This is a genomic window from Streptomyces sp. NPDC089424, assembly GCF_044749345.1.
In the GTDB taxonomy this organism is placed as follows: Bacteria; Actinomycetota; Actinomycetes; order Streptomycetales; family Streptomycetaceae; genus Streptomyces.
Genome location: NZ_JBIVHU010000001.1, coordinates 646,731 through 670,416, shown reverse-complemented (window position 1 = coordinate 670,416; position 23,686 = coordinate 646,731). Strand labels below are relative to the sequence as shown.

General features: G+C 72.6%; 17 protein-coding genes. 3 read left to right on the top strand and 14 right to left on the bottom strand.

Going from position 1 to position 23,686, the window contains the following annotated elements; all coding sequences use genetic code 11:
• Position 1: 1 nt before the first annotated feature.
• The 5 genes from ACIP2X_RS02830 to ACIP2X_RS02810 all read right to left on the bottom strand — a co-directional run bounded on the left by ACIP2X_RS02830 (position 2) and on the right by ACIP2X_RS02810 (position 6,466).
• The gene (locus ACIP2X_RS02830) at positions 2-1,495 is read right to left on the bottom strand and encodes an SDR family NAD(P)-dependent oxidoreductase (protein WP_401666605.1); all 1,494 of its coding nucleotides are present in this window, start codon (positions 1,493-1,495) and stop codon (positions 2-4) included.
• A 104-nt stretch (positions 1,496-1,599) separates the two neighbouring features.
• Positions 1,600-2,937 carry a wax ester/triacylglycerol synthase family O-acyltransferase gene (locus ACIP2X_RS02825; protein WP_401668814.1) on the bottom strand — a complete coding sequence of 446 codons (1,338 nt, stop codon included), beginning with the start codon at positions 2,935-2,937 and terminating at the stop codon, positions 1,600-1,602.
• Positions 2,938-3,225: 288 nt separating this feature from the next.
• Positions 3,226-4,446, bottom strand: coding sequence for a glucose-1-phosphate adenylyltransferase (gene glgC / locus ACIP2X_RS02820; protein WP_401666603.1), 1,221 nt, complete (start codon positions 4,444-4,446; stop codon positions 3,226-3,228).
• A 56-nt stretch (positions 4,447-4,502) separates the two neighbouring features.
• Positions 4,503-5,654 (bottom strand): glycogen synthase, encoded by a 1,152-nt coding sequence (gene glgA / locus ACIP2X_RS02815; protein WP_401666601.1) that lies wholly within the window; start codon positions 5,652-5,654, stop codon positions 4,503-4,505.
• Positions 5,655-5,737: 83 nt separating this feature from the next.
• Positions 5,738-6,466, bottom strand: coding sequence for a (2Fe-2S)-binding protein (locus tag ACIP2X_RS02810; protein ID WP_401668812.1), 729 nt, complete (start codon positions 6,464-6,466; stop codon positions 5,738-5,740).
• A 228-nt stretch (positions 6,467-6,694) separates the two neighbouring features.
• Between ACIP2X_RS02810 and ACIP2X_RS02805 the strand changes: the two genes are divergently transcribed.
• Complete coding sequence (locus tag ACIP2X_RS02805; protein WP_401666599.1) at positions 6,695-7,792, top strand: DMT family transporter; 1,098 nt, start codon at positions 6,695-6,697, stop codon at positions 7,790-7,792.
• Here ACIP2X_RS02805 and ACIP2X_RS02800 read toward each other — a convergent pair.
• On the bottom strand, positions 7,782-8,978 hold the full coding sequence (locus ACIP2X_RS02800) for a transglycosylase family protein (RefSeq protein WP_401666597.1): 1,197 nt from the start codon (positions 8,976-8,978) through the stop codon (positions 7,782-7,784). The two genes, ACIP2X_RS02805 and ACIP2X_RS02800, sit on opposite strands and share 11 nt — an antisense overlap.
• A 331-nt stretch (positions 8,979-9,309) precedes the next feature.
• Between ACIP2X_RS02800 and gndA the strand changes: the two genes are divergently transcribed.
• Complete coding sequence (gndA, locus tag ACIP2X_RS02795) at positions 9,310-10,749, top strand: NADP-dependent phosphogluconate dehydrogenase (protein WP_401666594.1); 1,440 nt, start codon at positions 9,310-9,312, stop codon at positions 10,747-10,749.
• Between the two features lie 410 nt (positions 10,750-11,159).
• Here gndA and ACIP2X_RS02790 read toward each other — a convergent pair whose 3' ends face one another.
• From ACIP2X_RS02790 to ACIP2X_RS02760, 7 genes are all read right to left on the bottom strand, one after another.
• On the bottom strand, positions 11,160-11,810 hold the full coding sequence (locus ACIP2X_RS02790) for an aspartate/glutamate racemase family protein (RefSeq protein WP_401666591.1): 651 nt from the start codon (positions 11,808-11,810) through the stop codon (positions 11,160-11,162).
• 2 nt (positions 11,811-11,812) lie between these two features.
• Complete coding sequence (locus ACIP2X_RS02785; RefSeq protein WP_401666589.1) at positions 11,813-12,157, bottom strand: GNAT family N-acetyltransferase; 345 nt, start codon at positions 12,155-12,157, stop codon at positions 11,813-11,815.
• 14 nt (positions 12,158-12,171) lie between these two features.
• The gene (gene panD, locus ACIP2X_RS02780; protein ID WP_401666586.1) at positions 12,172-12,591 is read right to left on the bottom strand and encodes an aspartate 1-decarboxylase; all 420 of its coding nucleotides are present in this window, start codon (positions 12,589-12,591) and stop codon (positions 12,172-12,174) included.
• A gap of 226 nt (positions 12,592-12,817) precedes the next feature.
• A complete protein-coding gene (locus tag ACIP2X_RS02775) occupies positions 12,818-13,855 on the bottom strand; it encodes a hypothetical protein (protein WP_401666583.1) in 1,038 nt (345 codons plus the stop codon).
• A gap of 20 nt (positions 13,856-13,875) precedes the next feature.
• Positions 13,876-14,919, bottom strand: a complete 1,044-nt coding sequence (locus tag ACIP2X_RS02770; RefSeq protein ID WP_401666580.1) for a hypothetical protein — start codon at positions 14,917-14,919, stop codon at positions 13,876-13,878.
• A 30-nt stretch (positions 14,920-14,949) separates the two neighbouring features.
• Positions 14,950-16,887: a DNA/RNA non-specific endonuclease gene (locus tag ACIP2X_RS02765; RefSeq protein ID WP_401666578.1), complete on the bottom strand. Its 1,938-nt coding sequence runs from the start codon at positions 16,885-16,887 to the stop codon at positions 14,950-14,952.
• Between the two features lie 78 nt (positions 16,888-16,965).
• The gene (locus ACIP2X_RS02760; protein ID WP_401666575.1) at positions 16,966-20,349 is read right to left on the bottom strand and encodes an ALF repeat-containing protein; all 3,384 of its coding nucleotides are present in this window, start codon (positions 20,347-20,349) and stop codon (positions 16,966-16,968) included.
• A gap of 511 nt (positions 20,350-20,860) precedes the next feature.
• On the opposite strand from ACIP2X_RS02760, the gene ACIP2X_RS02755 reads away from it, so the two are divergent.
• Positions 20,861-21,376 (top strand): hypothetical protein, encoded by a 516-nt coding sequence (locus ACIP2X_RS02755; protein WP_401666573.1) that lies wholly within the window; start codon positions 20,861-20,863, stop codon positions 21,374-21,376.
• 261 nt (positions 21,377-21,637) lie between these two features.
• On the opposite strand, the gene ACIP2X_RS02750 is transcribed toward ACIP2X_RS02755, so the two are convergent.
• Complete coding sequence (locus ACIP2X_RS02750; protein WP_401666571.1) at positions 21,638-23,545, bottom strand: ABC transporter ATP-binding protein; 1,908 nt, start codon at positions 23,543-23,545, stop codon at positions 21,638-21,640.
• Positions 23,546-23,686: the final 141 nt, after the last annotated feature.

The following is a 23,686-nucleotide window of genomic DNA, read 5'->3' as shown; positions in this document are numbered from 1 at the left end:
CTCACCACTTGCCGGGCTCGTAGTCCTTCAGGAAGACGCCATACAGGTCCTCGCCCGTCTCGCCCCGCACCACCGGGTCGTAGACGCGGGCCGCGCCGTCGATCAGGTCGAGCGGGGCGTGGAACCCGGCCTCGGCCATGCGCAGCTTGTCGTAATGCGGTCGCTCGTCGGTGATCCAGCCGGTGTCGACCGAGGTCATCAGGATGCCGTCGGTGTCGAACATCTCCTGCGCGCTGGTCCGCGTGACCATGTTCATGGCGGCCTTGGCGGCGTTGGTGTTGGGGTGGCCCGCGCCCTTGTAGCCGCGGCCGAACACGCCTTCCATCGCGGAGACGTTCACGACGTAGGCCCGCCCGCTCGCCGCCCGCCTCGCGGCCTCGGCCATGACCGGCCGGAGCTTGCTGATCAGGATGAACGGCGCCGTGTAGTTGCACAGCTGGGTCTCCAGCAGTTCCACCGGGGAGATCTGCTCGATGGTCTGCACCCAGGTGTTGCTGTCGACGACGTCGGGGACGAGTCCGCCCGCGTCGATGGCGGTGCCGTCGAGGTGCCGGGCGACGCTGGCGTTGCCGGCCACGAGGGCGAGGTCGGCGACCTGCTGCGCGTCGAGGCCGCTGATGCCGACCGGCAGCGCCGCCAGTCCGTCGACCGCGCCGGAGTTGAAGGCGCCGATGACCTGGTGGGCGGGCAGCTCACCGGCGGGCAGCGGAGCGCTCTCGCCCTCGACCAGCGCGGCGTAGGCGGACGGCAGGCGGCGCACGGTCTGCGTCGCGTTGTTGATCAGGATGTCGAGGGGGCCCGCCTCGGCGACCTGGTCGGCGAGCGCCACGGCCTGCGCCGGGTCGCGCAGGTCGATGCCGACGACCTCCAGGCGGTGCATCCACTCCCCCGAGTCGTCCATCGCCTTGAAGCGGCGGATGGCGTCCTTGGGGAAGCGCGTGGTGATCGTCGTGTGCGCGCCGTCGCGCAGCAGCCGCAGCGCGATGTACATGCCGATCTTGGCGCGGCCGCCGGTGAGCAGCGCGCGCTTGCCGGTGAGGTCGGCCCGGACGTCGCGCTTGGCGCGGTTCATCGCGGCGCAGTCCTGACAGAGCTGGTGGTAGAAGTAGTCGACCTCGACGTAGCGCTGCTTGCAGGTGTAGCAGGAGCGCGGGCGCTGGAGTATCCCCGCGATCTGGCCCTCGGCGGTCCGGGACGAGGGCAGCAGGCCCTCGGTCTCGTCGTCGATGCGCTCGGCGGAGCCGGTCGCCGTGGCCTCCGTGACCGCCTTGTCGTGGGCGGTCTTGGCGGCCCGGCGCTCCTGCCGCCGGCGCTGCTTGACGGTGCGGTAGATGTGCGAGGTGGCCCGGCGCACCAGGATCGCGTCGGGGTGGTCGACGTCCAGCTCGTCGAGCTCCTCCAGCACGCTCAGGCACACGGCGAGTCGCTCGGGGTCGATGCCGGGCCCGTACACGATCTCGTCCGTGATCGCCGAGCCGTCCTCTGTCACCGTCATCGCCGCTGCCGTTCCTGGATCTGCCGTCGCGGCGCTCCGGTCGCGCCCGCATTCGAACGGCAGATTTTACGGAGCGCCGGGCCGCACCGCCAAACCCGTCATGATCACGGCGCACAGGCCTTGATCAGCGACGCCAGTTCGTCGGTCACCGCCTGGGCGAGCCGGTCCAGGTCCGGTACGGCCGCCGCGTCGGCGACGAGCCCGTAGTGGACCCGGCCCCGGTACGTCGAGACGGCGACGGCGAGGGACTGCCCGGCGGCCAGCGGGGCGAAAGGGAACACCTCCGTGAGCGCGTTCCCGCCCAGCTTCAGGCCGAGGCCGGGCAGCGGGACGCTGGTGACCAGGATGTCGAACCAGAGCCGCGCGGCCTGGCTGACCAGCGGCCCGCCGAGCCGGTGGCCGAGCGCCGGGACGTGGTCGGCGAGCAGGGCGACGGCGCCCGCGCCCCGGTTGGGGCCGGCGTCCTTGTTGCGGTCCATGGCCGTGCGGACCGCGTCGAGGCGGCCGCGCGGGTCGGGATCGTCGACCGGAAGCCGTATCAAGTACCCCGAGAGCCGGTTGCCCTGTGGGTGCGCGGTGCGCGGGCGGCGCTTGGAGACAGGGATCAGGGCGCGCGGCGCCACGCCGTCGCTGCCGTCACCGCGCTCGTCGAGCCAGCGGCGCAGGGCACCCGCGACGACGGCGATCAGGACGTCGTTGACGGTGCCGCCCGCGGCCTTGCGGACGCGGTGCACGTCGTCGATGTCGAGGACCACTCCGGCGGTACGGCGGGTGCCGGAGGGATCGCAGGCCAGCGCCGGCGAGGAGCGCACCGCGAGGGTGGACAGGGCGACGGAGGCGCCGATGTCCAGGGCGCGGCCCACGTCGGAGAGGGCGCCGCGCACCAGGTCGGGCAGTCTGCGCACGTCGGGGACGAGGCGGCGGGGTGGCTGAGCCGGGCGGGGGCGGGAGGTGTGCAGGTCCGTGGGGTCCAGGATCGCCGCCGCCAGGGTCAGTGCGCGCAGACCGTCAGCGAGGGCGTGGTGGAACTTGAAGAGCACGGCGAACGACACCCCGTCCGCCCCTGGCAGCACGTGCGCCTCCCACGGCGGCCGGCCGCGCTCCAGCGGACGCTCCATCAGCCGTCCCGCCACCGCCTGGAAGTCGCTCGTCGGGGCGTGCAGCCGGACGTGGTCGAGGGGGTCGAAGTCCGGCGCGGGCTCCCGCGCGGCCCCGCCGAAGGCCAGCGGATGCCGCACGGCCGGCGGCCGCCACACGTTGCGGATCCGCATCCGCAGCCCGGGCACGGCGGCGGCGCGCGCGGCCAGCAGGTCGGCGGCGTGGGCGCCGGCGGCGGGCGAATGGGACGCGAAGACACCGAGCGCCCCCAGGTGCATGGGGTGCCGGTCCGACTCGATGTTCCAGAACGCCAGGTCGAGGGGGGCGAGCAGGTCGTCAGTGATCAATGGGTTGCCTCGCGTCGACGACGGGTGGGCCAGCAGTCAATCGCCCACGCGCGATTACGGTCAAGTACGATCAGGCTACGCACAGTTAACAACAGATTAATCCCGCGACCCGGGAAAGGGCTGTGGGACTCACGGGGACACATGTGACGGAAGAGGTCACGAAGGAGGAGCAGGGCACCACGGGGGTTGTAGCGAGCGTCACATGAGGAAGGGGGGCGCGCCACACGAGGGCGCGCCAGGGGGCCGAACGGACGACCGCCCCGACGCCCCCGAGCCCTCGTGCCCTCAGGGCACCCGCTGTCCCTTCCCCAGGGCGATCACCCCGCCCTTGGACACCGTGTACAGCTCCGCGTCCCGCTCCGGGTTCACCCCGATCGTCGCGCCCGGCGGCACCTCGACGTTCTTGTCCAGCACCGCGCCCCGCACCACCGCGCCGCGCCCTATGTGCACGTTGTCGTGGAGCACCGAGCCCTGCACGACCGCTCCCGGGTCGACCACCACGCCCGGCGACAGCACGGACCGGGTGACCTGCCCCCGGATCAGGCAGCCGGCGCTGATGATGGACTCGCCGGCGATGCCGCCCGCGTTGAAGCGGGCCGGGGAGAGCTGGTTGGAGTGGGTGTAGACGGGCCAGCTGCGGTTGTAGAGGTTGAAGGCCGGCCGCTCGGCGATGAGGTCCATGTGGGCGTCGTAGTACGCGTCGAGGGTGCCGACGTCCCGCCAGTAGCCCTGGTCGCGCGTGGTCTCGCCGGGCACGTGGTTGTCCCCGAAGTCGTACAGGTGGGCCTCGCCGCGGGCGGTGAGCTGGGGCAGGATCGAACCGCCCATGTCGTGCACCGAGTTCTGGTCCTCGGCGTCCCGCTGGAGGGCCTCGACCAGGACCTTGGTGGTGAAGATGTAGTTGCCCATGGAGGCGAGGACGCACTCGGGAGCGTCCGGCAGGCCCGGCGGATCGGCGGGCTTCTCCAGGAACCGCTCGACGGTGCTGCCGTCCGAGCCCGGCGTGATCACCCCGAAGGAGGACGACTCCGCGCGCGGCACCCGGATGCCGGCCACCGTCACCCCGGCGCCGGAGTCGATGTGGTGGGCGAGCATCTGGCGCGGGTCCATGCGGTAGACGTGGTCGGCGCCGAACACCGCCACGTACTCGGGCTGTTCGTCGTGGATCAGGTTCAGGGACTGCAGGATCGCGTCCGCGCTTCCCAGGAACCAGCGCGGGCCGAGCCGCTGCTGGGCCGGGACCGGGGTGACGTAGTTGCCCAGCAGGCTGGACATCCGCCAGGTGGTGGTGATGTGCCGGTCCAGGGAGTGCGACTTGTACTGCGTCAGGACGCAGATGCGCAGGATGTCGCCGTTGACGAGGTTGGACAGGACGAAGTCGACGAGGCGGTACGTGCCGCCGAAGGTCACCGCGGGTTTCGCCCGGTCCGCGGTCAGGGGCATGAGGCGCTTGCCTTCTCCGCCCGCCAGTACGATTCCCAGCACCGAAGGTCCACCGCGCCGCATCCCGCCGCCCCTCTGCCCGTTAGTGCGCCGTGCACTGCTTGTCGTGTACCCCGGATCTACCCCGGACCGAGGACATCCGCGTAAAGACCGGCCGTGCGCCGGGCGACGGTGTCCCAGCCGAACTCCCCCACCGCCCGCTCCCGCCCCGCCTCACCCATCCGCCGCGCGCCCTCCGGATCGCCGAGCACGGCGTCCAGGGCGCGGGCCAGAGCGGGCTCGAACTCCTCGTCCACGGGCACCAGGAGGCCCGTCTTGCCGTCGGCGACGACCTCCGGGATGCCGCCGACCTGGGAGGCCACGACGGCGGTGCCGCAGGCCATCGCCTCCAGGTTGACGATGCCCAGGGGCTCGTACACCGAGGGGCAGACGAAGACGGCGGCGTGGGTCAGAAGCTGGATCACCTCGGGGCGGGGCAGCATGCGGCGGATCCAGTGCACGCCGTCGCGGACCCGGCTCAGCTCCCGGTACAGCTCGCGGAACTCCCGGTCGATCTCGGGCGTGTCGGGCGCGCCCGCACACAGCACGACCTGCGCCGACGGGTCGATGTCGCGCACCGCGCGCAGCAGATGGGGAACGCCCTTCTGCCGGGTGATGCGGCCGACGAACAGCACGTAGGGGCGGGCCGGGTCGACGCCGAGGCGGCGCAGGACGTCGGTGTCCGCGTCCGGCCGGTACATCTCGGTGTCGATGCCGTTGTGCACGACGTGGACGCGGGCCGGGTCCAGCGCCGGGTAGCAGGCGAGGATGTCCTCGCGCATCGCTCCCGAGACGGCGATCACCGCGTCGGCGGACTCGACCGCGGTGCGCTCGGCCCAGCTCGACAGGGCGTACCCGCCGCCGAGTTGCTCGGCCTTCCAGGGCCGCAGCGGCTCCAGGGAGTGAGCGGTCATCACATGCGGGACGCCGTACAGGAGTTTGGCGAAGTGGCCGGCGAGGTTGGCGTACCAGGTGTGCGAGTGGACGATTTCGCGGCCCTGGAGGGCGGCGGCCATCGAGAGGTCGACGGAGAAGGTGCGCAGGGCGTCGTTGGCGCCGTCGAGGGCCGGCCAGGAGCGGTGGCGGACCACGCCCTCGCTGCGGCCCTCGCCCCAGCAGTGCACCTCGAGGTCGACCAGGGGGCGCAACTCCCGGGCGAGGAACTCGACATGGACGCCCGCGCCGCCGTACACGTCCGGCGGGTACTCCCGGGTCAGCAGTCCCACTCGCACCCGGAACCCCCTGTCTCAGCGGCTGGTGCCTTCATGGTCACCCAGATGCGTCGCGGGCGGAAGACCACGGGATGGCCACCTGGTTAAGCCGTGGGCGGCCGGGTGAAACAGCAGTCGCCGCAGACGCCGCCGCCCGGCACCCGGTAGTACAGGCAGCAGCTACGGCGCCGGAAGGCGCCGCCGGTGAGCGTGCCGGTGCCGCGCAGGAGGGGATGCGCGAAGAGCCCGGCGGTCAGCGAACGGGTCCGGGCACCGGTGTCCGTACGGCCGTGGGCGCGCGCCCAGCGGTCCAGTTCCCGGGCGGCGCCCGCCAGCGCCGACGCGGCGTTGCCCCACAGCAGGCCCGTCGCGAGCCGGTGCCGGACGCGCAGGGCGGCCGCCAGGGGTTCGAGGTGCCCGTGCAGCACGACGTCGACGAGGGTGGCGGTGTCCCCGGGGAGCGGGCGCACCTCGGTGAGCCACAGGTCGTCGGGGGCGCCGGCGTCGGCGTCCCAGCGCAGCAGCCGTGGGTCGAGGTCGGGGATCCGGCCGTACAGGACGGCGCATCCGAGAGCGGCCGACCAGAGCCGGGCCGCGAGCCCCAGATGGGCCACCGAGGCGGCGACCCGGGCCTCGGGGGCACGCAGGGCGGCCGCCACCTTGCGGACGCGGAGGTCCAGGGGATCGGGGGACCCGTCCGGTGCCGTACGGTCGTACGTCTGCGCGAGGGTCGGCAGCGGCCCGGATGGGGCGCGTGGGGCGTCCGCGACCGTGCGCAGGGCGAAGTAGCCGCCGAGCGGCCTCAGGGCGGTGAGAGCGGGGTCGAGGTCCACGAGGGTCAGTAGTACCAAGGCCCTTAGGGGCCGCACCCCAGGGGTGTACCTCCCTGGTAGCCCACCCTGGGGATGAGGGGCGGCCGGTCGTACTCCATCGGCAGTAGGTCCTATTGCGTGCTCAGGTACGACGACGGGAACAGCGCGAGGGGGCATCGTGTTTCCCATGGAGACCGACCGTTCGCCGCGCCGGGCCGAGAGCCCCCGCCACCCGCTGAGGAGCAGGCCATGAGCGCCCTGGCGCTGTCCGTGCTGCTGTCGCTCGTCTCCGCCGTGGCGTACGCGGGCGGGGCGATCGTGCAGGAGCGCGTCGCGGAGGCGGACGGGCAGTACGCCCCGCTGCGCAGGCCCGGCTGGTGGGCCGCGGTCGCGCTGAACGCTCTGGGGGGTCTGCTGCACGTGGCGGCCCTCGCCTACGGCGCGCTGAGCGTGGTGCAGCCGCTCGGGGCGCTGACCATAGTCTTCGCGCTGCCGATGGCGGCGCTGTTCGTGGGGCGCAGGGCCGGGTCGACGGCCTGGCGGGGGGCCGTCATGGCGACCGTCGGCCTCGGAGGCCTGCTGTCGCTGGTCGGTTCCTCCGGTTCGCGCTCCCTCGACGGGGCCCAGCAGGCAGGCGTGTTCGTGGTGACCGCCGGCGCGGTGGCGGCGCTGATGGTCGTGGGCCGTGCGGCGCACCGGCATCCGACGGTGCGCGCGATGGTGCTCGCCACGGCGTCCGGCATCGCGTTCGGCATGTCCTCGGTGTTCACGAAGTCCGTCGCCGTCGAGTGGACCGGCGGGCTGACGGTGGCGCTGCTGCCGGCCCTCGCCGCGATCGGCGTGTTCGCCGTCGCCGGTCTGCTGCTGTCCCAGGCCTCCTACCGCGGCGCCGGGCTGGCGGCCCCGCTGGCCACGCTGACCGTCGTGAACCCCGTCGTCGCCGCCGCGGTGGGCATCACCATGTTCGGTGAGACCTTCCGCTACGGCACCACCGGCACCCTGCTCGCGCTGGGCTGTGGTGTGGTGGCGGCGGGCGGGCTGATCCTGCTGACGGCGGAGCGTGTCGAGCGCGCCGGGAACGAGACCGTGCCGGCCGTGCCGGACGTCGTCCCCGCCGGGAAGCCGGCCGCCCTGGACCTGCCCGAGGGCGTCTTCCTGCCCAGCCCGCTGGTGGACGGCGCGTACGCCGGGGAGGACCGCACGACGGACGCGGACACCGCCCCCGCGCACGAGGACGCCCCGCCCGCCCTCGTTCCGGACACGACGCCGTCGTACCACGCGCTCTACGGCGCGCCGTACGTCCCCTTCCCGGCTCTGGAACGCAGTCGCGTCCGGGTCAGATCCTGACCCCGCCGGCCCGCAGGTACGCCAGCGGGTCGACGTCGGAGCCGAAACCGGGCCCGGTCCGCACCTCGAAGTGCAGATGCGGGCCCGTGCTGTTGCCGGTGGAGCCGACCCGGCCGATGCGCTGCCCGGCGCCCACCGACTGTCCGGCCCTCACGGAGATGGCCGACAGGTGCGCGTACTGGCTGTACCGGCCGTCCGAGTGCCGGATCACGACCTGGTAGCCGAAGGACCCGCCCCATCCGGCGTCGACGACCTGACCCGCCCCGATCGCCTTGACCGTGGCCCCGGTGGGGGCGGGGAAGTCGACGCCGGTGTGGTAGCCCTTGGACCAGCTGGAGCCCGTGGCCCGGTAGGAGGTGCCCAGGGGGCCGCTGACCGGGGCGACACGCGAGTCGCCGCGCCGCTCGGCGCCCGCGTCGGAGGTGGACTTCTTCGGCGGGGACTTCGGCGCCGCCTTGGGCGGGGCCTCGGCGGTCCTGGGAGCCTTGGGCGTCCGCCGTGGCGTGCTCGGGGCGGACGGCGCGGTAGTGGCGGCCTGGGCCTTGGCGCGCAGATTCAGCCGCTGGCCGGGGAGGATGAGGTCCGGGTCCGCCCCGATCGTCGTGCGGTTGCCGGCGTACAGGCGCTGCCAGCCGCCCCGGACGTCGCGCTCGTCGGCGATGGTCGAGAGCGTGTCGCCGCGGACGACCGTGTACATCTCGGCGGTGCCGGCGCGTGACTGGGGCGGGGTCTGCGGCTGGACGTCCGCGGCCGCTGACTTCGGGGTTCGCGCCCCCGTGCCGGCAGGCCGGATGTCGGGGCTCTCCCCGCCGCGGGTCAGCCCGGCCCGCTGCGAGCACACGGGCCAGGCGCCGGGCCCCTGCCCGTCGAGCACCTTCTCCGCGACGGCGATCTGCTGGTCCTTGGTGGCCAGGTCCGCGCGGGCCGCGTACGCCGAGCCGCCGTAGGCCTCCCAGGTGGACTGGCTGAACTGCAGTCCGCCGTAGTAGCCGTTGCCCGTGTTGATGTTCCAGTCGTTGGTCGACTCGCAGGCTGCGACCTTGTCCCAGGTGGCCACGTCCGCCGCGTGCGCCGCACCGGTGCCGACGAACGGGAGCGCCATGCCGGCGCCGCCCGCCGTGACGGTGAGTGAGGCGCGGTTGATCCTGTTCGGCTGATACCGGCGGTGCCGGCCGCGTACGGCCATGGAGAGCCCCCTCGACAAGCGTCAGGAGGGCCAAAAGTATGCGCCGCGAACAGGCCATGACAAGACGGCAATCGGCCGCCTGGGAGCGCCAAATGGCTGGGATCGGGCTGTCGTTGTGCGACCCGTGCGACGGACGTGCACCGCGCACGCCCTGCTGTGCGGCGCCCTGGGGCGCCCGTCGGCTGAGTGCGGCACGGGTCTTCGTGCGTATGTGCCTGCGCGGCGTCGACCGACCCGCCCGTGCGGACGGAGGATCTGCACGTCAGGATGGTGGTGGCCATACTGGCGGGCACGACCGGCAGCACCGTAACCAGGTCACTAGGAGTCACCGATGAGCACATCAGCCCAGATCGGCGTCACGGGTCTCGCGGTCATGGGCCGCAACCTCGCCCGCAACTTCGCGCGCAACGGCTACACGGTCGCGTTGCACAACCGGACCGTGGCGCGGACGCACGCGCTGGTGGAGGAGTTCGGGAGCGAGGGCGAGTTCGTCGCGGCCGAGACCGCGAAGGACTTCGTCGCGGCGCTGGAACGCCCGCGTCGCCTGGTCATCATGGTCAAGGCCGGTGAGCCCACGGACGCGGTGATCCAGGAGTTCGCCCCGCTCCTGGAGCCCGGCGACATGATCATCGACGGCGGCAACGCGCACTTCGCGGACACCCGCCGCCGTGAGCGCGAGCTGCGCGAGCAGGGCATCCATTTCGTCGGCACCGGCATCTCCGGCGGCGAGGAGGGCGCCCTGCACGGACCGAGCATCATGCCGGGCGGCTCGAAGGAGTCGTACGGGTCGCTGGGCCCGATGCTGGAGAAGATCTCGGCGAAGGCGTCCGACGGGGCGCCGTGCGTGACGCACGTGGGCCCGGACGGCGCCGGTCACTTCGTGAAGATGGTGCACAACGGCATCGAGTACGCCGACATGCAGCTGATCGGCGAGGCGTACCAGTTGCTCCGCGACGTCGCCGGCTACTCCCCGGCGGAGATCGCGGAGATCTTCCGCACCTGGAACACGGGCCGGCTGGACTCGTACCTGATCGAGATCACCGCCGAGGTGCTGTCCCACGTCGACGAAGCGACGGGCAAGCCGTTCGTGGACGTGGTGGTGGACCAGGCCGAGCAGAAGGGCACCGGCCGCTGGACCGTCCAGATCGCGCTGGACCTCGGCGTTCCGGTGTCCGGGATCGCCGAGGCGGTCTTCGCGCGCTCGCTGTCCGGGCACGCGGCGCTGCGGGAGGCCTCGCGGGGGCTCGCGGGTCCGAAGGCCGAGCCGCTGAGCAAGGAGGAGGCCGGGGCGTTCGCGGACCGGGTCGAGCAGGCGCTGTACGCGTCGAAGATCGTGTCGTACACCCAGGGCTTCCACGAGATCGCCGCGGGCAGCGAGGAGTACGGCTGGGACATCGACCTCGGGCAGGTCGCCTCGATCTGGCGCGGCGGCTGCATCATCCGCGCGGCCTTCCTGGACCGGATCCGCGCCGCGTACGACGCGCGGGCCGACCTGCCGAGCCTGCTGTCCGACGAGACGTTCGCGCGGGAGATCGCCGGCGCCCAGGACGACTGGCGTGAGGTGCTGGTCGCCGCGACACGGCAGGGCGTGCCGACGCCCGGGTTCGCGGCGGCGCTGGCGTACTACGACGCGCTGCGCGCCGAGCGGCTGCCCGCGGCGCTCACCCAGGGACAGCGGGACTTCTTCGGGGCCCACACGTACCGGCGGACCGACCGGGACGGCGCGTTCCACACGCTGTGGGGCGGCGACCGGTCGGAGGTGTCCGCCTAGGCCCTGTCCGGCGACACGTCGAGGGGCGCGGGAACCGGTCGTACGGTTCCCCGCGCCCCCGTTCGACGCCGCGATGGGCGGTGGGCGATCGCCCACCGCCGGGGCTCACGTGAGGGGTGGGCCCGGTTCCGGGTCGGGGATCGGTTCCGGTCCCGGGGGGATCGGTGACGGGCTCGGGTCCGGCGGCGGATGGGGGGCCGGAGGCGGCTCCGGGGCCGGAGGCGGTGGAGGGGCCGGGGCCGGGGGTGGTTCGGGGGGCGGTACCGGGTGGGGCTGCGGGCCCGGCGGCGGCGGTACCGGTTCGGGCTGTGGCGGGCTGGTCATGAGGTCCTCCGGCCATGGGCGAACGTCGGCTCTCTGCTACGTCTCCCGCGTACCCGGCGCCCCGCCGCGCCAGTCACCCCCTGGAGTCACTTCGTGGCCCCGGTGGGCCGCACCCCGACCGCACGGGCCGCCGCGGCCAGCCCCGGCCGAGGGCTGGACAGCACGGGCACGGTGGTCGACGTCAACCGCTGGGCGGGCGCCATGGAGGCCTGGGCGAGGACGATCGCGTCGGCGCCGGTGACCGAGTCGGCCGCGACGGCGACCCGGCGGGCGTACTCCCGTAGGTCGCCCGCCTCGAAGTGGGTCCAGGCGTCCTCGGCGAGCAGGGTGCGCACCGCGACGGACCGGCCGGCGCGCCGGGCCTCCTCCTCCACGAGCGACACAGTGGGTCCGAGGGTGCCGGCCACCGTCGCGAGGACGACGATCCGCGCCCCGGCGGCCACGGCGGCGGCCGCCATCGGACGGTCCACGCGCAGCACCGGCACCCCGGCGGTGGCCGCCTCCGCGACGCCGCCGATGCTCGAACAGGTGCACAGCACGGCCCGTGCGCCGGCGGCCACCGCGCGGTCGATGACGGCCCCCACGTCCCCGGCGACGGACTCCGGCCCGTCCTGCCCGGCCCGGGTCAGCAGATCCTCGTGGACGAGGTGGCGCAGCTCCAGGCCCGGGTGGTCCTCGTCGCGCAGGGCGTCGAAGACCGGGATGTGCAGGGGCGAGGTGTGCAGCAGGGCCAGCATGCTCAGAAGCGTCCCGGATGCGCCGCCAGCCAGGCTTCGGCGGCGTCGAGCAGCCCGGGGTCGGCGGCGGGGGCCTCGGCCGGGTGGCGTTCGGCCCACTTGACGACGTAGGGGCAGAGCGGGGCGACGGGGATGCCCTCATGTGCGGCGAGGGCGTACAGCTCGCGGGCCAGGGAGCCCGCGATGCCCTTGCCCTCGTGGGCCGGCTCGACGATGGTGTGCACCGGCACGAGGGCGCGCCTCGGGGCGTCGAGCACGAAGTACTCGATCCGTCCGGTGACTTCGCCGTCCCCGACGGCCTCCAGGCGGCCCGCCGCCCGGTCGTCGCGGATCTCGACCTCACTCATGTGCACTCCTCGCTTCAGGCCCGCAGGGCCTGCGGGCTGCGGTGCTGGTCAGAACCCGGCACGGGTTCTCCCGCGTCGGTCCCCAGGCCCACGATCCGGTTCTCGCCGTCCACGTGCACCACGCGCGGCTTCAGCGCCCGGGCCTCGGCGTCGGTGACTTGAGCGTAACTGATGATGATCACAAGCTCCCCGGGGTGGACCAGATGGGCCGCGGCCCCGTTGATGCCGACGACACCCGAGCCGCGTTCGCCCTGGATGACGTAGGTCTCCAGCCGGGCGCCGTTGGTGATGTCGACGATGTGCACGAGCTCACCGGGCAGCAGGTCGGCGGCGTCGAGCAGGTCGGCGTCGATGGTCACCGATCCCACGTAGTGCAGGTCGGCCTGGGTGACGGTGGCGCGGTGGATCTTGGACTTGAACATGGTGCGCAGCATGTTGGACTCCTGAAGGGCGGCTCCCTGCCGGCGTTCTGCAGGTCAAGGGCGTTCTTCACTCTACTGGCACGCTTGGGACCCGCAGGTTGTGAAGAACATCGCTTCACTCTGACGACAATGCTCCCTGCCCGCGTTCGCGTGCGAACCAGGCCGTTGTGACGTCACCGACCATTCCCGCGGGCGGGCCGGCGGACCTCGAAACTCATGCCGGCTCTCGGCGTGCCGGTCACTGGACCAGCTCGATGTGGGGGTGGGACGGGTCGGCCGGGCAGGCGTGGAGCTGGAGGTCGTAGCCGCCGACGATGTCGATCAGGGTGAAGTTGCCGTCCAGTGCGCCCAGGGGAGGCGGGGACGGGTCCGTCCGGTCCTCCTCGGCGATCCAGGTCCCGCTGCCGCCGTCCCATTCCAAGGAGGCGATGGTGAGGAGCGGGACCTGCTCGGTGCCGCACTCGGGGCAGGGGCGGGGCTTGGGGTCGGTGAGGCTCCAGCGGGTCCAGCCGCCGGTCTTCCAACCAGGGGCGGTCGAGAGGTTGTTCAGGTAGAGCTCGCCCGGGTCGTCCGCGTACGTGCGGTACCGCTCGGGGTCGATCGTCGCCCAGCGGCTCATGTCGTCCAGCTGGTCCTGGAGCTCCTCGTCCAGGTCCAAGGGGTTGGGGTACTCGGTGACCTGCTCCGGTGAGAACAGGCACGGCTCCGGGAGGTAGCAGTCCCGTTGGACGATGGGTGGCTCGGGCGGTGCGTCGAGGACGTCGGTGACGGTGGCGGAGGAGCGCCAGAAGAGGGCGGTCCTGGGGTGGGCCATCTCGTGGTCGAAGGGGCACCAGAGGACCTGGAGGAGGTCCGCGTCGGGCGGGTGCGGGAAGGGGACGTCGTGAGCGTAGAGCTGGGCGACGGGGAGGAGGGGGACGGGGCCGTCGAACCACGGGCGGTCCGCGAGCCGCTCCCAGGTCGCCCGTTCCTCGGAAGTCCACTGGAATGCTTCGGGGTTCAGGCGCCGCCGCTCGGCTGCTGCGGCGCGGTCGTGGCGGAGGAGCCGGACGTCGTCCGGGGAGTGGACCACCGGCGCCGCGCGGCTGTCGTGCTGCTCGTCGCAGTACGGCCACGCCTCGTCGGCGGGCCACAGCAGCGGCCCGCCGACGGAGCTGTCGTGCACGGTCGGCGACCCCGGCCGCGGGTGCAGCCGGGTCGCCGTGCGCGCCAGCGGGGCCAGTTGAGGGAAGAGCGCGGTCACGTCGAACGGCCGCCGTGGGGTTGTGAAACTCATGCCGGCTCCCGACGTGCCGGTCACGGGACCAGTTCGATGTGGGGGTGGGACGGGTCGGCCTGGCAGGCGTGGAGCTGGAGGTTGTAGCCGCCGACAATGTCGATCAAGGTGAAGTTGCCGTCCTCGGCGCCCAGCGGAGGCACGGCCGGGGTCGTCCGATCCTCCTCGGCGATCCAGGACTTGCTGATGGCGTCCCATTCCGAGGAGGCGATGGTGAGGAGCGGGACCTGCTCGGTGCCGCACTCGGGGCAGGAGCGGTCGGCGGGGTCGGTGACCTGCCAGCTGGTCCAGCCGCCGGTCTTCCAGCCGGGGGCGGTGGAGAGGTTGCCCAGGTAGAGCTCGCCCGGGTCATACGCGTACGTGTTGTACCGCGCGGGGTCGATCGTCTCCCAGCGGCTGACGTCGTCCAGCTGGTCCCGGAGTTCCTTGTCCAGCTCCCTGGGGTGGGGGTATTCGGTGACCTGCTCCGGTGAGAGCAGGCACGGCTCCGGGAGGTAGTGCACGGACTGGATGACCGGCGGCTCGGGCGGCGCGTCGAGGACGTCGGTGACGCCGGCGGCGGAGCGCCAGAAGAGGGCGGTCCGGGGGTGGGCGTATTCCGCGTGGTCGAAGGGGCACCACAGGACCTGGAGGAGGTCCGCGTCGGGCGGGCACGGGAAGGGAACGTCACGGGCGTACAGCTGGGCGACGGGGAGGAGGGGGATCGGGCCGTCGAACCACGGGCGGCCCGCCTTGATCCGCTCCCAGTTCTCCCGTTCCTCGGGGGTGGTCTCGGGTGCCTCGGGGTCGAGGCGCAGCCGCTCGGTCGCTGCGGCGAGATCGCGGCGGAGGGTCCGGACGTCGTCCGGGGAGTGGACCACCGGCGCCGCGTGCCGGTCGTGCGGCTCGTCGCAGTGCGGCCACGGCTCGTCGGCGGGCCACAGCAGCGGCCCGCCGACGGAACTGTCGTGCACCGTCGGCGACCCCGGCCGCGGATGCAGCCGGGTCGCCGTGCGCGCCAGCGGGGCGAGCTGAGGGAAGAGCGCGGTGACGTCGAACGGCCGCGGTGGGGTGGTGAAACTCATGCAGGCTCCCGTTGGCGCGAACTGGGCGGGTCAGTTACCCAGGTTGAGCAATCCGGTGTTCTGGTAGGTGTTGGTGACGTAGACGTTCGGGAACAGTTCCTCGGTTGTCCCGTTCGCCCGCTGGATCGTCCCGCTCATCGTGACACCCGTCGGGATGGTGCTGTTCGCGTCCTTGTAGACGGGCGTCACCTGGTAGAAGACGGCGTCGTTCGCTCCGAAAGCGGCGATGGGGCCCTTGATCAGGTCCTGCGCCTTGGTCTCGAAGGTCCGCATGCTGGGCGTGCCCGTGTTCATCCCGGACTGCCAGCAGGGGACGAGGTTGTAGCGAGTGAGCGCACTTGTGCCCTGTCCGCCGAGGATGTTCGCGATGAGATGGCACCGGGCCAGCTGGTAGGTGACACTGTTCGCCTTCTTGAAGTCCTCCGCGTCCGACATGCCGGTGACGGGGTCGCTGGTTCCGGTCCCCTTGCCGGTTTTCCGCCCCAGGCACGCCTGCGCCTGGGTCGGACGGTATCCGGGGCCGCTCGTCGGGTCGGTTTTGTTGACGAGCGGTACCGGCTCGGTGGTGTTCTTGAACCAGCCGTCACCGTTGGGCAGCGAGCCGGCCGGCGGGCGGTCGTTCAGGCAGCTGGCCTGCGGTCCGGTGTCCGGCGTCGAGACCGTCAGCTCGAACTGGTCGGTGTCGATCACCCGCTGGTCCCTGAAGCCGTCGGCGAGCTGGGTGTCGGCGAACTGCTTCTCGGTGGGCGTGACGTGGGCCTGCACGCAGGGTGCGGAGGGGTCCAGGACATGGCCGTCGTTCAGGACGTAGGTGTCCCATTCGCCGTTGCCGAGGTTGGGGATCACCTCGACGCACTGGCTGCCGGCGGCGCCACCCTCCTTCGCCTCGCCGAACGGGAAGTCGCCGCAGCTGTCGGCGTCGACGAGATCCGGCTGGGCCGTGAAGCCCCCGCAGGTGGCGGCGGTGCGGGCGGCCACACCACTCGTCGACCGGGTCAGGGGGCTGCCCTTCTTCCCCCAGCCGCCGTTGAGGCTCTTCTGCGCCCAGCCGTAGGCGGCCACGGCGCCACCCGGGTCGGACGCGGTGGCGCTCATCGGCACGACGGCCATGACGGAGGGGACCGCACAGCCCGCCACCGAAGTGCCGCCGACCGCGTGGTCGCACCTGATCTGACGCGCGTTCTTCCACGACGCGTTCGGGTCGGTCGCAGTGGCGCCCGGGGACGTCACGTACATCGCGTAGGACGTGTAGAAGGAGGCGGAGGAGCCCGTCGTCTGGGACGAGGAGTAGGTGACGGTTCCGGTCAGGGTCTGGCCGAGGGCGATCGCGCCGCCGTACCAGGGGGCGGTCTTGGTGGCCGTGCAGCCGGCGTCGCAGGAGGCGCGGAACTTGGCGTTCAGGGCGGTGACATCGCCGGACGCGCTGGTCATGGTGACGGTGACCTGCTCGTTCCAGGTCGTGGCGGTCGCGGAGAGGTCGGCGCCGGTGGAGACCGCCAGGGTGCCGCGTCCGATCTCCAGACCCCTGCTGTCGCGGAGGATGTAGGTGACGTTGATGCCGGTCACGCAGTACGAGAAGCGCTCGTAGCTGTAGTTGCCGGGGTTGGTGACATCGCAGCTTCCGGCGGCAGCGGCAGCAGGAGCGGCGCCGGCTGCGCGGGTCGTCACCTTCGCGGGGGCGGGGGTGACCGTCACACAGGACTCGACGGCACCCGCGCGGCGCTCCTTGGAGCCCGGCGCGGTGGCGGTGCAGTCCTCACCGGAGCCGGCCGCGAACGTGCTGGTCTCGGTGGTCTCCGCGCTGGGCGCTGCGGACTTGGTGGTGGACGAGGTCTTCGCGGTCGCGGGCGGCTCGGCCGCCTGGCTCGTCGCGGCTGTCGTGAAGACGAGGGCCAGGGCGGTGAAGACGGTCAGGACCGTCGAGCGGGCGCGTCTCCTTGTGGCGCGCCCGCCACGTATTCCCTGCATGGGGGCAGGACCTTTCGTCAGGAAGGGGGCAGGGGGGTGCCGCCTGATTGCGGCACCCCCGAAGAGAAGGGAGGGAAATCAGGCCGCCAGGCCCCAGATGTCGCTGAGCCCCTTGGTGATGCCGGAGACCAGGTCCTCGCCGGTGTCTGTGATCTTGCTGACGACGGGCTTGACGAGGCCGCCGCCGAGCGCCTTGTCGGCGGCGCCGACCCACTTGTAGGCGCCGAAGGAGACCAGGCTCAGGCCGGTGCCGACGGCGGACTCCCAGAAGGCGCCGCTGGTGAAGCCGTGCTCGATGCCCGTGAAGAGGGTGCCGAGGGCGCCCGCGCCCGCGGAGACGCCGGCGAAGAAGCCGGCCGCGGCGAGGGCCGGCGGGAAGACGATGGCGGCGAGGGCGCAGCCGGCCGCCAGGAATCCGGCGCCGATGCTGACCGCGTTGGCGGCGTCCGCGTAGAACTGGGCGTCGTTCCACCACTCGTCGGCGTCGCCGTCCCCGGTGCCGTTCGGGTTGACCTGGTTGTTCTTGTCGTTGTTGGCCGGGTCCTGCCTGGCCTCGCGCTCCTGCTGGGCCTTGAGCGCGGCCGCCTTGGCCTTCGCGATCTCCTCGGCGCGCTTCTTGTCGGCGGCGATCTGCTTGGCCTGGGCGTACGCGGCGGCGGCGGCCTTCGCGTCGGCGGAGGCGGCGAGCTCGGAGGCGCGGGCCGCGGCGGCGGAGCGCTGGGCCGCGGCGGAGGAGGCGATGGCCGCGCGCGCCGAGTCGACGGCCTTGTTGGCCGAGTAGTTGGCGGAGCGGGCGGCGCCGCGGGCGGTGGCGGCGGCGTTCTTCGCCGTGGCGGCGGAGGCCTGGGCGTCGGCGGCCGACTTGTCGGCGGCGTCGGCGTTGTCCCGCGCCTGCTGGGCGTAGTCGTCGGCCTTGGCGGCGGAGTCGAGCGCCTTCTGCGCCCACTGCTGAGCCTCGGCGGCGGCGTTGCGCGCGTCGGCGGCGGCCTTCGAGGCGAGGGCCGCGTCCTGCTGCGCCTTCTCCGCGATCTTCGCGGCGGCGGCGATGGCCCCGCGGACGGCGGCGACGTGGGTGGCGGTGTCGAAGTCGAGCTGGGCCGTGCGGTACTGGATCACGGTGATGAAGTTCCGCAGCATCCACTGCGGTCCTTCGAGCGCGACCTCCGCGTAGGCCTTGGTGAAGGCGCCTCCGGTGTGGATCAGCTCGCTCGCCCGGACCCGGTCGTCCTCCTGGACGGCCAGCGGGTAGGCATGGTCGAAGAAGTAGTTGAGCGACTCGGTCGTGTTCTTGTCGAGCGCCTCGTTGCCGGCCTCGGTGACGGCCCGGCCCGCGTTGTCGCCCAGGATCTTGGTGATGGCGACGCGCAGGTCCTCGTCCGAGGCGCGCTTCATGCCGCCGGTGAGGAAGTCGCCTACGGCCTTGGGGTCGGTGCTCTCCAGCGCGGCCGCGGCGGCCGCGGCGACCTTCGGTCCGCCGATCGTCGCCACGTGGAGGGTGGTTTCGCGGTCGTCCTGCGTCTGGGCGAGGGCCCGGTCGAGGTCGATCCAGGCGTAGACGTCGTCGTCGGAGCCGGCGAGGGCGTGCTGGGCGGCCTGCCGGGTGTTGGCCCCGCGGGCGTCCATCAGGGCGACCGCGGCCTGTCGGCCCAGGGTCGCGGCGACCGCCGTGTCGCCGGAGTACAGGGCCTCTTCCGCCCTGGTGATGAGGTCCTTGGTCGCCTGGGTGGTGCGCTCCTGCATCAGCCGCTTCTCGCGGACGTCGGAGAGCTCGGCCTGCTCGATGGCGGCGAGCTGCTGGGCCTCCTCGATGGCCTGCTGCTTGTCCTGCTCCAGGGTCTGCGCCTCGGCCGCGCGGGCGTTCTTCTCCACCTCGATGGCGTCGCTGACGGCCTTGGTGGCGACGTTGGCGGCCTTCACGGCCTCCGCGGCGTGGGCGGTGGACTTGTTGGCGTAGTCGACGGCCTGACCCGCGTACTTCACGGCCTCCTCGGCGGCGGCCGCGGCCTTGTCGGCGTGGGCGGCGGCGGAGTTGGCGGCGTCGCGGGCGGTGCGGGCCGCCTTGGCGGCGGCGGTCGCCAGGGCCTGGGCGGCGGAGGCGGCGTTGGTGGCGCGGTTGGCGGCGCTGGTGGCGATGGCGGCCTGGCGCTTGGCCTCGGCGGCCTCCGCCTGGGCGGCACCGGCCGAGACGGCGGCCTGGGCGGCGGCGGTCGCGGCGGCGGCCGAGTTGCGGGCGGCGGAGGCGGCGGCCAGACCGGCGGAGGCGGACGCGTCGCCGGCGAGGGCCGCCTTGTCGGCAGCCGCGGCGGCGCTGCGGGCCTTGGCGGCGGCGTTGCGGGCGGCGACCGCGGCGTTCTTGGCGGCCTCCGCCTTGCCGGCGTCCTTGGACGCGGCGATCGCGGCGTTGTAGGCACGGGCGGCGGCGTTGCCGGCCTTCGCGGCGGCCTGGGCGGCCCCCGCGGCGGCCCAGGAGGCGCGGCGGGAGGCATTCACGGCGGCGTTGGAGGCGTTGACGGCGTTGCGGGCGGCGTCGGCGGCGCCCTTCGCCGCGCTTGCCGCCTTGCGGGCCGCGGCCCCCGACTTCTGCACGTCGCTCTGAGCGGCGGCGGCCTCGGCGGCGGCCTTCTCGGCGGCCTCCTTGGCCTTGGTGGCGGCGGTCTCGGCGCGGGCCCCGGCCTCGACGGCCAGGTTCGTCTCGCGCTCGGCGCGCTTGCCCTCGCGCTCGACGACGGCCACCAGCTCCTCGATGGTCGCCGACTCCTGGTCGCGGGCGCGCGCGATGTGCTGGCCGGTCTCGATGAACCACTCGACGTCCTGCGCGGTGCCGCTGAGCGCGCGGTCCGCGTACTTGCGCACCTCCGGGCCGCCGGTCATCAGCATGGCGCTGACCTGAACCCGGGTGTCCTCCAGCCGCGCGTCGTACTGCTTGTCGGCGAGGAAGGCGACGAGGGCCTGTTCGGTGCCGGCGTCGAGGGCGGCGTTGGCCTCGCGCACCACGCCCCTGCCGCCGGTGGACGAGACGATGCTGGTGGCGACCTGGAGGTCCTCCCGGATGGCGGGTGCGAAGCCCGCCGAGAGGAAGCCGGCTATCGCCTCGTCGCCGTTGTCCAGGGCGGCGACGGCTTCGCGACGCAGGCCCTTGCCCGCGCGGTCCAGGCTGCGGACGATCGCGACCCGGTTGTCCTGCACGGTCTGCTGCGGCAGCGTCTCGGCGAGGAAGGTATAGATCTCGGCGTCGGTCCCGTGGAGGGCCGCGGTGGCAGTGGCCTTGACGCCCTTGCCGCCGGTCAGCCACGCGCGGACGACCTTGGCGCGATCGGTGTCCGGGAGCGGCAGGGGGTCGGCGGCCGCTGTCTCGGCGGCCGCGGCGGTGGCCGGTCGCAGGACCGAGGGGGTGGCGGCGACAGCGGTCGCGGCCGCTATCGCGCCGAGGACGCGGCGTCTGCTCCAGAAAGCAGTCTGCATGCGGGACTTGCCCTTCTACGAGTAATGCGGTGACGTGTCGGATCTCGCGCCGTGACGGACGGCGGATCCATGGATCGACCCCGCCACAATTCGTGCACATTACCAACACCTCAGTAATTCTACGGGGGTTGGATCTGCTGAGATTCCAACGGTGCACCGCTGTATGTGGATTTGACGGATCGGCAGATTTCTTGCGGAATCGTGCCGCCGGGCCACACAGCCTTCTCTCGGCGTGACACAGGTCACGGAAAACTTGCTTCCAATGTCCAGGTATGGGCAGTTCACGGTGCTGGACGTGGATGCGTCGCCGTGTTGGGATGCCAGAGCCGATGACGATCACCGGGGTGGGAACAGTGCGTCGCGGAGGCGCGCCAATGGTGCGCAAGGGGGCTTTCATTCCGCGTGTGCGGCTTCCCCTGTTCGCGAACGGTGGTTTTCAAGTCCGGGCAGTCGCCGCGAAATTGGGGATGCAATGAAGGAAATCAGCACCAGCGTCGGAAAGCCGCGGAGAATGCGGCTCACGGTCGGGGTAGTCGGCGCCGCCGCCGGCGGGGCGCTGGCCTGGATCGCGGTGGCCGGCGGGGCGCAGGGCGGCGGCACTGGCACCGCAGAGGCCGCGGACACCGCCGCGCTGGTCGCGGATGACGCCCCCGGCTATGCCGTGGAGGACTTCAACTACCCCCAGGCCGACAAGATCCTGGCGGAGCAGAACATCGTCCTGAAGCGGGGCGACGGCCACATCACGCTCGCCGACTGCGTGACAGGCACCGGGCAGTTGGAGCTCCTGGCCCGCGACAGGGCCGACAAGATCTGTTTCAACACCGTCGGCAGCGAGGGCTGGCTGACCCTGGAGATCCCCGCCGTCTTCTCGTTCAAGGGCAACGACTACTCCACCACGGTCAACATGACCGTCGGCACCGAGGAGAAGTCCTACGAGATCACCAAGAACACCTGGACGCCGGTGGGCGAGACCGCGGATCCGCAGGGCCGCGACCACTTGCTCGTGGAGATCCGGATCACCGAGTAGCCAGGGTTCCTAAACCTCGCTGGTTCGGTCATCCGGCGCTGCCGCGGCGGACGGCGCCGTGCGCTTCTTCCTCTTCTTCGCGAAGATCCGCGTGCGGCGTTCGATCGCGTCGTCCTGCGTGTCGAGGCCGCCCTCCCCGACCTGTTTCCGCAGACCGTTGCAGAAACGAATTGCGCACGGGTGCGGGCACCGGGTCGGCCCGGGACGCCCTCAATCGAGCCGGATCCGGCGGCGCGCAAGCATCGTAGGAGTCCTGGACCCTCAGACCGCCGCCACCTCCGCCATCTCCCCCTCGTCCGTCTCCCCCGCCCGTTCCTCGAACTGCGTCCGATACAGCTCCGCGTACCGACCGCCCGCCGCCAACAGCGCCTCGTGCGTGCCCCGTTCGACGACCCGGCCGCCTTCGAGGACGAGGATCAGGTCGGCGCCACGGACCGTGGACAGGCGGTGGGCGATGACGAGGGCGGTGCGGCCCTGGAGGGCCTCGGTGAGGGCCTCCTGCACGGCTGCCTCCGAGGTGTTGTCGAGGTGGGCCGTGGCCTCGTCGAGGATCACCACGCGCTGCCGGGCGAGCAGGAGGCGGGCGATGGTCATGCGCTGGCGCTCGCCGCCGGAGAGACGGTAGCCGCGCTCGCCGACGACGGTGTCGAGGCCGTCGGGCAGGGCCCGGACGAGGGTGTCCAGGCGGGCCCGGCGCAGAGCGTCCCACAGGTCGCCGTCGCTCGCCGCGGGACGGGCCAGCAGCAGGTTGGCCCGGACCGTGTCGTGGAACAGGTGGCCGTCCTGGGTGACCATGCCGACGGTGGCGCGCAGGGAGCCGGCGGTCAGTTCGCGGACGTCGACGCCGCCGACACGCACGGCGCCCCCGTCCACGTCGTACAGGCGAGGCAGCAGTTGCGCGATCGTCGACTTGCCCGCACCCGAGGAGCCGACCAGGGCGACGGTGCGGCCGGGGTCGGCACGGAAGGAGACGCCGTGCAGGACCTCGGCGCCGCCCCGGCTGTCGAGGGCGGCGACCTCCTCCAGGGAGGCCAGGGAGACCTTGTCGGCGGAGGGGTAGCCGAAGCGGACGTCCTCGAACTCGACCGGCACCGGTCCTTCGGGCACCTCGACGGCGTCCGGCGCGTCCTCGATGAGCGGCTGGAGGTCGAGCACCTCGAAGACCCGCTCGAAGCTGACGAGGGCACTCATCACCTCGACGCGCGCCCCGGCGAGCGCCGTGAGCGGCGCGTACAGGCGGGTCAGCAGCAGGGCGAGGGCCACGACCGCGCCGGGTTCCATGCTGCCGCTCAGGGCGAACCAGCCGCCGAGGCCGTAGACGAGGGCCAGGGCGAGCGCGGACACCAGGGTCAGCGCGGTGATGAAGGCGGACTGCGCGGTCGCCGTGCGGATGCCGATGTCGGCGACCCGGCGGGCCCGGACCGCGAACTCCGCCGACTCCTCCTCCGGCCGGCCGAAGAGCTTGACGAGGGTGGCGCCGGGCGCGGAGAAGCGCTCCGTCATCCGGGTGCCCATCGCCGCGTTCAGCGTGGCCGCCTCCCGCTGCATCCCGGCCATCCGGCTGCCCATCCGCCGGGCGGGGATCACGAACACCGGCAGCAGCACCAGCGCGAGCAGGGTGACCTGCCAGGACAGGGTGAGCATGACGGCGAGGGTGAGCACCAGCGTGACGAGGTTGCTGACCACGCCGGAGAGCGTGTTGCTGAACGCCCGCTGGGCGCCGATCACGTCGTTGTTGAGGCGGCTGACGAGCGCTCCGGTGCGGGTGCGGGTGAAGAACGCGACGGGCATGCGCTGCACATGGTCGAACACCGCCCTGCGCAGATCGAGGATGAGCCCTTCCCCGAGCGCCGCCGAGAGCCTGCGGCCGAGGATGCCGAGGGCCGCCTCCACCACCGCGATGAGCGCGATCAGCAGGGCGAGCCGTACGACGGTCCGCTCGTCGCCGTTCGTGACGATCGCGTCGACGACCTGCCCGGCGAGGATCGGGGTCGCGACGGCGAGCAGCGCGGTCGCGACGCCGAGCAGCACGAACAGCGCGATCCGTGAGCGGTGCGGGCGGGCGAAGGCGGCGATCCGGCGGAGGGTGGCGCGGGCGAAGGCGCGGCGTTCGTCTGTGGCGTTCATGACGCTGTACAGCTGCGTCCACGCCGTGGTCTCCATACTCATGCGACCGAACCTAGGACCTCGACCAAGCTTGAGGTCAAGTGCCCCGCGCCGGTCGCCGCAGAGATCGTTGTCGGCCGGATCCCCGCACGTAATCCCCTGGTCCCGCTTCCGCAACCCGCAGTTGAGGCGGTGCGGAAAACC

Excerpts from the sequence above, each read along its gene's own strand:
- ACIP2X_RS02805 (WP_401666599.1), top strand. The coding sequence starts at position 6,695 with ATGAGCGCCCTGGCGCTGTCCGTGCTGCTGTCGCTCGTCTCCGCCGTG.
- panD (WP_401666586.1), bottom strand. The coding sequence starts at position 12,591 with ATGCTGCGCACCATGTTCAAGTCCAAGATCCACCGCGCCACCGTCACC.
- ACIP2X_RS02760 (WP_401666575.1), bottom strand. The coding sequence starts at position 20,349 with ATGCAGACTGCTTTCTGGAGCAGACGCCGCGTCCTCGGCGCGATAGCG.
- ACIP2X_RS02765 (WP_401666578.1), bottom strand. The coding sequence starts at position 16,887 with ATGCAGGGAATACGTGGCGGGCGCGCCACAAGGAGACGCGCCCGCTCG.
- gndA (WP_401666594.1), top strand. The coding sequence starts at position 9,310 with ATGAGCACATCAGCCCAGATCGGCGTCACGGGTCTCGCGGTCATGGGC.
- ACIP2X_RS02790 (WP_401666591.1), bottom strand. The coding sequence starts at position 11,810 with ATGCTGGCCCTGCTGCACACCTCGCCCCTGCACATCCCGGTCTTCGAC.
- glgC (WP_401666603.1), bottom strand. The coding sequence starts at position 4,446 with ATGCGGCGCGGTGGACCTTCGGTGCTGGGAATCGTACTGGCGGGCGGA.
- ACIP2X_RS02800 (WP_401666597.1), bottom strand. The coding sequence starts at position 8,978 with ATGGCCGTACGCGGCCGGCACCGCCGGTATCAGCCGAACAGGATCAAC.
- ACIP2X_RS02775 (WP_401666583.1), bottom strand. The coding sequence starts at position 13,855 with ATGAGTTTCACAACCCCACGGCGGCCGTTCGACGTGACCGCGCTCTTC.
- ACIP2X_RS02770 (WP_401666580.1), bottom strand. The coding sequence starts at position 14,919 with ATGAGTTTCACCACCCCACCGCGGCCGTTCGACGTCACCGCGCTCTTC.
- ACIP2X_RS02830 (WP_401666605.1), bottom strand. The coding sequence starts at position 1,495 with ATGACGGTGACAGAGGACGGCTCGGCGATCACGGACGAGATCGTGTAC.
- ACIP2X_RS02755 (WP_401666573.1), top strand. The coding sequence starts at position 20,861 with ATGCGGCTCACGGTCGGGGTAGTCGGCGCCGCCGCCGGCGGGGCGCTG.
- ACIP2X_RS02785 (WP_401666589.1), bottom strand. The coding sequence starts at position 12,157 with ATGAGTGAGGTCGAGATCCGCGACGACCGGGCGGCGGGCCGCCTGGAG.
- ACIP2X_RS02750 (WP_401666571.1), bottom strand. The coding sequence starts at position 23,545 with ATGAGTATGGAGACCACGGCGTGGACGCAGCTGTACAGCGTCATGAAC.